This is a genomic window from Bacillus sp. FJAT-27916, from assembly GCF_001183965.1.
In the GTDB taxonomy this organism is placed as follows: Bacteria; Bacillota; Bacilli; order Bacillales; family Pradoshiaceae; genus Pradoshia.
Map to the genome: position 1 here is coordinate 1,811,836 of NZ_LFZV01000001.1, position 11,879 is coordinate 1,823,714.

At 36.5% G+C, this 11,879-nt stretch carries 8 protein-coding genes and 1 pseudogene; all 9 read left to right on the forward strand.

The genetic code is table 11. The annotated features are described in order from the left end of the window. Window positions 1-1,157: group II intron reverse transcriptase (locus AC622_RS08780; protein WP_269431771.1), on the forward strand; the 1,157-nt coding region annotated here is incomplete at its 5' end. Window positions 1,158-1,489: 332 nt separating this feature from the next. Then, entirely contained in the window at window positions 1,490-1,939 is a 450-nt protein-coding gene (locus AC622_RS08785) for a hypothetical protein (RefSeq protein WP_049670730.1), read from the forward strand. Window positions 1,940-2,418: 479 nt separating this feature from the next. Continuing rightward, window positions 2,419-3,738, forward strand: a complete 1,320-nt coding sequence (gene ltrA / locus AC622_RS08790) for a group II intron reverse transcriptase/maturase (protein WP_082197251.1) — start codon at window positions 2,419-2,421, stop codon at window positions 3,736-3,738. A gap of 156 nt (window positions 3,739-3,894) precedes the next feature. Beyond that, window positions 3,895-4,764 (forward strand): SMI1/KNR4 family protein, encoded by an 870-nt coding sequence (locus tag AC622_RS08795; protein ID WP_049670731.1) that lies wholly within the window; start codon window positions 3,895-3,897, stop codon window positions 4,762-4,764. A 301-nt stretch (window positions 4,765-5,065) separates the two neighbouring features. Continuing rightward, window positions 5,066-6,336 (forward strand): annotated as a pseudogene (locus AC622_RS08800) (IS110 family transposase). Window positions 6,337-6,770: 434 nt separating this feature from the next. Next, window positions 6,771-7,433 (forward strand): DUF2711 family protein, encoded by a 663-nt coding sequence (locus AC622_RS08805; RefSeq protein ID WP_049670732.1) that lies wholly within the window; start codon window positions 6,771-6,773, stop codon window positions 7,431-7,433. A gap of 494 nt (window positions 7,434-7,927) precedes the next feature. After that, entirely contained in the window at window positions 7,928-8,347 is a 420-nt protein-coding gene (locus tag AC622_RS08810; RefSeq protein WP_049670733.1) for a hypothetical protein, read from the forward strand. Window positions 8,348-9,032: 685 nt separating this feature from the next. After that, the gene (locus AC622_RS08820) at window positions 9,033-9,473 is read left to right on the forward strand and encodes a hypothetical protein (protein ID WP_049670735.1); all 441 of its coding nucleotides are present in this window, start codon (window positions 9,033-9,035) and stop codon (window positions 9,471-9,473) included. A gap of 1,010 nt (window positions 9,474-10,483) precedes the next feature. Further along, window positions 10,484-11,755, forward strand: a complete 1,272-nt coding sequence (locus tag AC622_RS08825) for an MFS transporter (RefSeq protein WP_049670736.1) — start codon at window positions 10,484-10,486, stop codon at window positions 11,753-11,755. Window positions 11,756-11,879: the final 124 nt, after the last annotated feature.

Below are 11,879 nucleotides of genomic sequence, written 5' to 3' on the forward strand. Positions count from 1 at the left end.
CGGAAAAGGGTTCACCGCAAGGTGGACTACTATCCCCGTTATTATCTAATGTGGTTTTGAATGAATTAGATCAATGGATAGCGAATCAGTGGGAACTCTTCCCTCTTGATAAGCCATATACGACACGCGAAGGTGAACGCTATGCAAAGATTCACACAAAGTTAAAAGAAGGTTATATAGTTCGCTATGCCGACGACTTTAAAATCTTATGTCGGGACTGGAAGACAGCCGAAAAATGGTATCATGCCGTTAAGCTTTTTCTGAAAGAGCGTTTAAAACTTGACATTTCACCGGAAAAATCAAAAGTAATTAATCTGCGGAAACATGAATCAGCCTTTCTTGGATTTACGATACGTGCCATTCGCAAAGGTGAAAAACGTGTGGCCCATACTTTTGTGAAAGCCGAAAAGATACAGAAAATAAAAGATGAAGCGAGGAAACGAATTGAGGCACTTCGAGCCTCACCAACGACTCAAAATGCTTTGCGATTTAATAGCTTTGTCTTAGGGCTGCATAATTACTTTAATCGAGCTACACATGTCAACTTAGCCTTCTCACGTCTTGCTTATGATATAGGTGCATCTATGTACAATCGTCTTAAACCAGTCGGGAAATACGCCCATCCAGCGAATCCGCCGCCAACCTATAAGAAGTTATACAGTTTGAGGTTCAAGACATTTGAAATTGCTGGTATTCATCTCTTCCCTCTTGCGAATGTTCAGACAAAGAACACTATTTGTTTCACACAAAGTCTGACACTATTCACAGTTGAAGGCCGAGCGCTAATTCATAAGAATTTGCATAAGAATATCAAGCAAGAAATTGCCTTGCTAATGGAGTCAAATATCCCGACACGAAGTGTCGAATATATGGACAATCGAATCAGTCGATATAGTATGAAACAAGGAAAATGTGAAATTACAGGACAATTTCTACAAGCACGGGATGTACACTGTCATCACTACGTGCCAGTACATCTCGGCGGAAATGACAAGTTCAATAACTTACGCATTCTCTACAAAGATGTACACAAACTAATCCATATGACAGATACAACTAAGATGAATATACTCATAAAAAGTTTGGATATCACGCCACCGATATTAGAGAAAATCAATAAATATCGGGAAAAGTGCGAGTTAGAACCTATCATATAATCCAAATCAATAAGAGTAACTTGAAACTTATAATCAAAACCATCGCCAGATGGAACGCGGAATGCTTGGAAACTGGCACGTTCCGTGTGGAGCAGGGGAAAAGCCGGAGATAACTTCAAACGCTTACCTATTGCTACGGTTAGCTCAATAAGAGAATGTTTATCTAAATAATGTTAATACGATAATCAAGATCAAGATATGAATAAAGAGAAAGAAATTGGGATATTAAAATATAAATTTAAACTAATTAAATTTATGTAGAACTAACGGGGCAATATTTCTGAGTTACATCTCAAAAATGTGGCATTGTTTAGAAAGAGGTGATGGAATCGGTGGAGGTACTTTTAATAGTAATGGTCATAATCTTTTTGTTAGTGATAATAAATTTTAACGCATTTATTACATCTAAAGTTTCAAGAAAATGGAGATACCTTATTTGGGCATTTATTCTTCTGCTGGGACCAGGTATTTTTTTATATGAAATGGAGTTTAAAGGGACAATGCTTGCTACCAGCACTTCTCCTGGAAACGAGCATAAGATTAAAGTGATAGAAAAGGGTTCAGCATATTTATTTGGTCCATCTAAGGTTCGAATTAAAAGTGGATGGAGAAATACTGATCGACTCATATCAAATGATGGAGCCAAACTTTATCCTTCAAATATTTCTATAGAGTGGAAAAGTAATAATATTGCCTTAATCACTCTATCTGGGGACGAACAAGGAGATGAAAGAATTGAATACGATGCTAAAGAGAAAGAGTTCAAGACTATAAATGAGTGAGCAAATGAAGGAGGATTAATGCCTTTTTGTGTTGAATTCCTTATGGAAGAAACGGGGCAGTTGTGCGGCCGAGCCTAGGTCGTATCATATAGCGGGTGGGATTCCCGCCGAGTAAGAACTAGCCATTCGCTCGTAGCGAGTCTTGGAGGGGCAAAGGTAACTTTGGTCTTTAAGCGTAGACAGTTAGGTGGCGGGCCGAAAGCCAAATGGTTGAAGGGATTGAGCTCCATAAACGTTTGTAAACCGAGAGGGCTGATGCCTTAACTGCGTGTAGAAAGCAATATTTTATCTTTTGTTATAGGCGAGAAAGATAAAACCTCTCTGGAGTCAGAGACCTTGGCACGTCATACATAGATATGATACGGCAACTCGGGAGACCCTACCGGTCTCTTCTGTTTATTAGAAGAGTATGGTGTACAAGCGATAACAAGTAAGGAAACCAAATGCCGGGTAGGGAGTCGGATAGCAGCGTAGTACCAATGAAGTTGGGTAATGCCGATGGAGGAAAGGCTAGCTACCAGTTATTGCCCTTATTAGGGACACATTTACTAAATGTGCAATCACTCATTCAATGTCATCATGAGCTGCCAAACAATAAGGCAACTGGTGTGAACGGTACAACGAAAGAGCAATATGCTGAAAGTCTTGAAGAAAACATAATGGACTTAACAAACAGACTTAAAAGCAAAAGTTATCGTCCAGTTCCGGTTAGAAGAATGTATATTCCAAAGCTTAACTCTAATAAGAAAAGGCCATTAGGAATACCGGAACATGAGGATAAAATTGTCCAGAAAGGCATTGCAAAAGTGCTAAATGCTATCTATAAGAATGACTTTCTAGACTGCTCTTTTGGGTTTCGACCAAACAGAAACTGTCATGATGCGTTAAAGATACTAAACTTTTATGTAGAAAAAAGATTAGTAAGCTATGTAGTAGATGTAGATATCAAAGGCTTCTTCGATAATGTTGACCACAAATGGATGATGGAGTTCTTGAAACATAGAATAACGGATCCTAGCCTCCTGAGAATAATCAGTAGGTTCCTCAAAGGTGGTTACATGGAGGAAGGCAGGAGATACAAAACAGATAAGGGTACACCGCAAGGTGGAGTAATATCTCCTATCTTGGCTAATGTGTACCTTCATTATGTACTCGACTTATGGTTTGAGAAAGTGGTTAGGAAACAATGTGAAGGACAGGCATACATGGTAAGATATGCGGATGATTTTGTTTGTTGTTTTCAACACAAAAGGGAAGCTATACAATTCTACGAGTCATTAAAACTGAGATTGAAGAAATTTAACTTGGAAATAGCTGAGGATAAAACCAAGGTTATTCCCTTCGGGAGATTTGCAGAAAATAACGCGAAACGAACAGGGAATGGTAAGCCTGCAACCTTCGATTTCCTTGGATTCACTCATTATTGTGGAAAAAGTAAACAAGGAAAATTTCGTGTAAAACGGAAATCGAGCAGAAAGAAAGTCCAAGGCAAGCTTAAAGAATCTAAGGAATGGTTGAAGTCTAATAGAAATAAAAATATCCATTTAATCATGGAGAGATTTAGACGTTCTCTAGTAGGATACTACAACTATTACTGCATTACAGATAATTCTCAAACTGTTAATGACTTCAAAGAGAAAATCGAAATTTTACTATTTAAATGGCTGAATAGAAGGAGCCAAAGAAAGTCCTTTACATGGGATAAATTTAGGCTTTTCCTTCAAATGTTCCCACTTCCCAAACCAAGAATCAGGGTCAACATTTATGAATTAAGGAAAGAAATTAGCTATATTCTGTAAATGATAACTAGGAGGAGCCGTGTGCGTTAATAGCGCAAGCACGGTTCTGAGAGGGGGGAGAAGCACAATTTACCGTAAGGTAAAAAGGCTCTCTTCTACTCGACTAGCGGAAGAAGGATTTATATCAAATCAAGAAATGTTTTAAGGAGGATAATTATGAAATTTTGGCTTAAAGCACGTGAAGATTATTATAGAAAACCACCCCTCACTGAAGCTGAATTAGAAGAAGCTGAAAAGGAACTGGGACACAAGCTCCCTGAAACTTATCGGAAGTTGTTATTAGAGCAAAATGGTGGATCTATTCGATTTAATGCTCTCCGTTTAAGAAAACGTCCAATAGAAGGAAACTTTTTCGTAGAATTTGGATTCCTACAAGGAGTAGGAGAAATGCCAGGTATTTTGGATACGGCTTTCGTGACTAAAGAATGGAATTTACCTAAAGAACTTGTCATATTAAACGGAGATGGTCACACTTGGTTTGCTTTGGACTATAGGAATAATAGAGTTGAGCCTGCTGTTTCATACATTGATACAGATGGAGATTTGGATTTTGTTTTGTCTGATAATTTTGACGAATTTATCAAGGATTTATACATCGAGGAAGAGGGTCTTTACCGCTTTAATCCTGACGAAGATGAGGATTACAAATTAGATGCGATGCCAGAAGATGAATTAATTTCTTTATTGCAATCAGGGCAATTTACTAAAATCAAAAAAGCGCTGGATAATTTATTCTATTACCCCAAAAATAGTATTACAGAAAACTATGTCCTATATTTATTAAATGAAACCGATGAGAAGGTTCAAGATATGATAGGATCATCTTTATTCCAATACATAAGCTTCCAAAGGATTAAATATGATCTTCCTATTGTAAATAAGATAATAGATGAGTTAAATAAACACCCTAAAGTTGCCCATTATGCGACTCTGATAACCGAATTTATTAAAGAAATGGAAGAAGCAAAAGAGGAGCAAATTTTTGATGATGATGATTATGAAGTAGTCCCATATGAAGATGAATAATATAGAGGTGAAGAAGAGTAAAAATATTTAAATAGTGAAATTAAAGTAAGAAGCCCTTAGGTAATTTATCAGATTGATTTAAGATAATAATGATGCTGGTGTGTGAGTGTCTTCACTTAAACAAAAAGGGGTATTACTCCAATATCAAGAGTTGTGATCAGCTCTTTTTTGGTTATGCAGCTAAATGGGCAGTTTAGCATTCCTGTAGATCACTAAATTTGAGCTTTGATAAAAATAGGGCTCCTCAGTAAGATATGAGTAAGACACGACTCTAACTCAACCTTTAGGAGGAACCCTTACTATGAAGTTTAAAATGCAGGACAAACAAAATCAATTGATTGAAAGAATTTCTGATAAACATTTAGTTGTTGGTGTGGATATCGCCCAACAGTTACATGTCGCAAGAGCTGTTAATTTTCGGGGAATAGTTGTAGGAGATCCTCTTATATTTGAAAATAATGAAGATGGATTTCTAAATCTATTAAACTGGATAATCAAGCTTAAAAGAATACATAAACTTGAGGTATCCATAGTGGGAATGGAACCTACGGGACATTACTGGATGAACCTTTCAAAATGGCTGATAAAACAAGATATTGAGGTAGTAACAGTAAATCCGCACTTAGTTAAAAGAAACAAAGAAAACCGCGATAATACTCAATCAAAAAGTGATAAAAAAGACGCCCTGGTAATAGCTGATATGGTGAAGAACGGTTACTATTCATTTGTCAGGAACACTTCTGAGTCGTTTGAGAAACTTAGGGTCCTCATGTCTAACCGGGATGTAATTGTTAAAAGACTCGTAAGTTCTATTAATCAATTAAATCGTTGGGTGGACATTGTTTTTCCAGAACTAAGGCAAGTGTTTAAAGACATCACTGCTAAAGGGGCAATCGCTACACTAAGGCTATTCCCTTCTCCAATGGAACTGGGTTCCATGGTGCCAGAAGAAGTAGTAACTGGTTGGAGGTCAGTCATGAAGAGGCAGCCTGGGTTAAAGAAGGCTTATTTACTTCTCCAAGTAGCCAGAAAGTCGGTTGGTACGAGACAAGCAATGGAGGCATACAAATTTCATTTAGAGCAATTACTCGAAGAGTATGACCTTGCGGTTCAACAATTAGAAAGAGTTGAGCTGGCCGTCAAGGCTGAACTTGCTAAAATCCCATTCGCAAGAAAACTGCTTATGATCAAGGGAATTAGTGAAATTTCGTTAGCGGGCATTTTGGGGGAAGCAGGGGATTTAAGCGGGTTTTCACACGGTAATTCACTACTTAGGTTAGGCACGCAGGACTGCATCTAGCTGAAGCTAGTTCCGGTAAGTGGAAAGGGCAAATTATCATTTCCAAGCGTGGGCGATCAAGACTTAGGCGTTTTCTTTACTTGGCAACAATGAGTCTGGTGATGAACAACCCTGAATTTCAAGCCATCCATGCCAATAACGTCAAAGTCAAAAAGATGAAATCGATTATGAAGTTAATTGGAAAGTTAGCAAGAATATTCGTAGGAATAGCACGTAAAAACGAACAGTATTGTGCCAAGAAAGTTCAACCCTTAACGGTGTTGGCAGCGTAGATATACTTTTTACACCATTCTCTAAGAGACTCTAAGAGCGAGTGTTGGCTTATTCGCAGGATTTCAAATATGTACGGAGTACCAGGTTTCTTCAACAAAAGGGCACTGACCCATCAGGTTAGCATAACTGGCCTCCACCCCTTGGATAGGCATGACGAAGGAATGATAGGGCAAATGACCCGTTGAGACATGGGAGGGAAAGCCTCCAGGGGCGGCGTGGAGATGTACATTATATGGTAGAATATGGAGAAGAGAATCCGCTCCTTTATTTAACTATGCCTTCACGTAGCCAAAACGTCCTTAGTTCACTCCACCAAGTCATGAAACTAAATTCAATGGGATTGAAATCCTGCGAATTAGCGAGCATTCGTGAGAAAATCATATTAAACTGAGGGAGTTGAAGAAAATGATTTAAATTAAGGAGGAAAAAGCAATTGGAATTCTTTTACCCGATTGGAGAAAACCCTGAAAATGACCCATTCTTAAACGGGTTACCGAATGGATACAAGTTTGCAGCCTGTATTTTCTATCCCTTCGTCAAAATGCAAAATGATTGGAAATCAGAAGATGACACCTATCCTACCAATGAAGATTTACTTAGATTCGGAAAGCTTTTATCTTGGGAGGAAATAAGGAAAGATAGTGGATTAAATAATATCTCAGAAATGTCAATAGCCGTTACAGCAGCAGCCGTTTTGGCGGATGGATATTTTGGTAGAAAGATATATCAAAGACCTGATTTGGCTAAAAAGTTGGACGAAAGTTTAACCGAGAATATTTTATATCCTATGATGGACCAAATTTCAGTATTTTTAATACACCGTATTCTGTCTGTTCTAGCTTCGAAAGGTGCAAAGAGCATTAAATATGCAACATTATATGGCGAACAAGGCACACACGAGATAAAGGATCTTAATTTAGAAACCATCAATTTATTATGTGACGACATTATAACGATTAGTGATGATAATGAAGAACTTGTATTCACTTGCTATTTTGATGAAGTTCAAGCTCTTTTTTTGCAAAAGAAGATTACAGAGAGGTATTGGTCAGAAATGGGCTGGAGGGTATTATTTTTGACAAAAAAACTCCTCTAGTATGGGAGGGAAGCGATGATTATGTTTTGTTAAAGTAACAGAGGAGTTGAACCAAGCAGGATTAATTCCTTTTTATGTTAAATTTCTTTTCATAGAAACGAATTACTTTAGAGATGGAGAAAAACCATAGGAATTCTAATTAGTATGATGTGAATAATAGAACTTTTAGTATGGGGGCAATAGAGTTATTTCAAGGCTGTCATAAGGACGGTCTTTTCTTGTGTTATTAAAGGAAAGTCTGTGGTAGGAGATGAAAATAATAATCCTATTGATATCAAGATAGACAATGGATTGTATTTTATATATGGTAAAATTTATACATATTATGAAATTTGTAATTACAGGTGCTTTTTTCTCTATCTGTGAAAGTGAATAGTGAGTAAAAGTATATGGATAGAGGCTTAGATATGAGATGAAAAAATAAAAATTCTTATGAATATAACCTAAAAAGAAATTTTCAAGGGTAGAGAATTCTTAAAAAAGAAGGTGAAGTAATGAAGAAAATATTACTATTACCAATGACATTTTTGTTATTTACTTTATTGTCAGTTAGCAGCACAGTTTATCCTGTAAATAAAGATAGTATGATAATCAACATAAAAAACAATGCTAATTTTGACTTTTATGCAATCGAAGCGAAAATAGCGAAATACTCAGCAGGACTTGAGTATGCTGACGGTTCTGAAATTGAAAAAGGAGAAGTATTAGGGTTTGATATCTCAAAAACAGATATGGCGTTAGATGGTGAAGTTGAAATGCAAGTTTTTATATTAAGAGATAATAATTTTGAGAATAATGGGGATAGAATGCCAATAGGAAGTAAAACTCCAATTGAATTAGAAAGTAATAAGGAGATATTCTTTGAAATTACTGGTGATTCGATAGAAGAAGCAGATTTAAAAGAACTACAATAAAAATGTGATTAATTATACTTGAATGAGGGGACAGGTTAGTTGAACAAAGAGGATTAAAAAGAAAGTGATTTATCCCGTCTCAGAATCTTCTTTAGTAATATCTTACTTGCTTTTGTATAAGTTCAATGAATTGATCATTGATAATACAATAAGGGCAATGGTCATATAAGTATAGTTATTTACATCTAAATTTATCTCGTCAGCAGCATAACCTAAAAAGATTAGAAGTAAGCCTGAAACAACAATAGAAATGCAAGATGCACTGATAACTGTAAACCAATTAATCAACTTTTCGTTTCTTTTCGTTAAGGTTATTGAAATAAGCAAACCTACCTGAATGATGATAAAGAAGATAAAAATATAATTAATGTAACTAAAAGATTCATTTGAGAGCAAATTTATTCCTCCTAAATTTTATTGGTAATTATAGATTATATGATAACTTAATTTTCTAAAAATTGTAATAATATATCGTTTTTATTCTTAAAAAGGATAGAGGGGTAGCATCCGAAAAGTCAGAGGTAAGATTGTGAAAAAATGCACTTAAATTTACAGGGGCATTGATCCAAGCAGGATAAATACCTTTTTATGTTGAACTACTTATGGAAGAAACGGGGCAGGGTAGTACAATAGTTTGACTTATTTATCTTTATCCGAACATATATTTTAATTAGGAGGTACAAAAATGAAGTCAAACTTAATCCTAGTTATTTTATCATTGGCCTTTTTACTGGTTGGTTGTGATGAAATTAGTAAAGATGCAGCTAACTATCCAGAAGATGCTTTAAAAACGATAGAAGATGGAAACAAAGAGAGAAAAATAATTGTATATGGTTCCCATAAAGTGAATGAAGAGTTAGCGTTATATGTCTTTAGAGGGATAATGAATGATAAGGATATTTGGGTTGCTGACATTCGAAAAACTGAGGGTCAATGGAAAGTTAAAGAAATAACTCAAATGAACGGACTATTTGAAGGAAATGGTGACATTCAAACAATAATTCCTAATGAAGACTTTGGATATGAAGTAGGCTACATAGAGAATAATGTTCCCGTTACTAGCGATTTAAATATTATTGAAATAGAAGGAATTGAAGAGTGGAAAATTTGGATTAAACAATTATAGTGAAATTAATAGCTTGTGAAAAATTTACTTAAACTACAGGGGCATTGATCCAAGCAGGATTAATGCCTTTTTGTGTTGAATTCCTTATTGTAGAAAAGGGGCAGTGCGACAAGTTTCGTTATAAGCACTATAGTGCGAAGGACGAGGAATTTCTACAGAATTTCTAACTTTATAACAGAGGATAGGAATGACAAAACCACGTATTTTGAAACTATCCCATTGATACTCCTGCATGCGTCATAATAGACAGATTATGGGGTGTGAAGCTCAGGTGAAGTCGGCAGAACAAAGGCTAAAGCCGTTCCTTTCAGGATAAAGGTATGCCAATGGATATGCCGGATGGCTGAAAAACTAAATAAGGTGAGAATTTTCTTACACAAAGAACGGACGAACTTCCGAATGTACGGGTCTAGAGTTTCGAACAATAGGAAACTATTGTACCACCCTTACGGTGGTGTGAGTGATGTGGAGTAAAAATTGCTCCTCTGAAACACGTTATACCGAATAATGGCGGTATCCTGCTCACAGGCTTACAGGAAGCACCTATGTTTAGAATAGATAGCTAGGTTATAAGGGACTTGGAAAGTAAGGAACGTTGATTCAAGGGCTGTCACCCGAAACGGTTGCTATAAGTGATGAACGAAATGCATTTGTCCTTATGAGGGTAGGGGCACGACTGATGAATCTTCTGTAATGGAAGTGGAGGAATAGCCCCAAGTCTAGTGATTGGCAACGATTATTTTTCAAACGTGCATTGCACCGGTCGGGTAAGAACGTGGGAACATCACTTCACAAAGGAATGATGCCACAGTGCAAGCTCTACAAGAGTAACTTGAAACTTATAATCAAAACCATCGCCAGATGGAACGCGGAATGCTTGGAAACTGGCACGTTCCGTGTGGAGCAGGGGAAAAGCCGGAGATAACTTCAAACGCTTACCTATTGCTACGTTTAGCTCAAGAAGAAAATTTGTATATTGTAATTGGTATTGTGGTAACTAAGGGGGAGTTATGAAGTTGGGGGAAACTATAAATTATAAGAGTGCAAGCCTATTCAAAAATAAAAACTTTCTTATGTATTGGTTAAGTTACGTTTTTTCAGCTTTAGGCGATGCTATATATTTTTTTGTTATTCCTTGGATGATTAAAGAGATAACTGGTTCTGGAGTTATGATGGGGATGTTTTTATTAGTAGTTGGAGTGCCAAGAATTATATTGATGTTATTTGGTGGAGTAGTTGTCGACCGTTTCGATGGAAGAAAAATTATGTTCATCTCAGATATATCAAGGGCTATGGTAATGCTCGGCATATTTATCTTGATGGTAACAAATAGTATGAACATATTTTTTATTTTCGCATTAGGATTTGTGTTTGGTGTCCTAGATGCCTTTTATTGGCCCGCAGTTACTGCAATTCGTCAGAGAGTAGTATCGAAAGAATATTATGTGCGATCTAATAGCTTATTAGCGGCTACGTGGCAAATTACTGCATTAATTGGACCTTTAACGGGAGCATTTCTATACCATATAGACAAGGGAATCATATGTGTGTTTGTTATAGGGATTGCATTTATTGCATCAGCATTAACGCTTTACTTTGTAAAATTAAGGCCGATTATGAAGGAAAAAGAAAGTCGTGAACAAAAAAACTCTATCAAAGAGGATTTAGCTTTTGGTGTAAAATATGTACTACAAAATCATTTGGTTTTCACCTTAATTATCACTATGCTTTTTGCTAATATGAGTTTTAGGATGCTGGAAGTTGGACTGCCTTTTTTAGCTGAATCATTAAAAGCAAATGAGAAGGAATTTGGATTGATGCAGTCAGCTCTTGGAGCAGGGGGATTAGTCGTTTCTTTCATTTTAACTTTTATTATTATGATTAAAAATCCAAGCCCAAAGGCTAATATGTTAGCCATATCTTTCCAAGGGTTAGGGTTATTACTGTTGGGATTAACGACAAATTATTGGCAAGCAATTGCAGCTATGAGCTTCATTGGTATAGCAACAGCAGTAGTAAGCACTATTGGCCCTAGTATATTTCAGAAAACTATCCCAGAAGAAGTGATGGGGCGTGTATCAAGTATTAATATGATTGTTGCTCAAGGAGCGGTGCCATTAGCACAGGCAGCAGGAGGGTGGTTCCTAGATACAACAGGACCAAATACGTTGTTTATTACTGCTGGAATTGTAGAAACCTTAACGGGATTGGTTGCATTAATGTTACCAGCAGTTTACTTATATAATAAAAGAGAGAAAAGTCATACAAAGGAAGTAATTTAGCAATTCCCCAGTATATTGTCACTGCCGGAGTTAAAATACTCAATAACACCGATTTAAAATTCCTCACTAATCACGGATAATCGACGTATCACTACAAAAGAGAGGGATCGTCGATGTTGAAAAT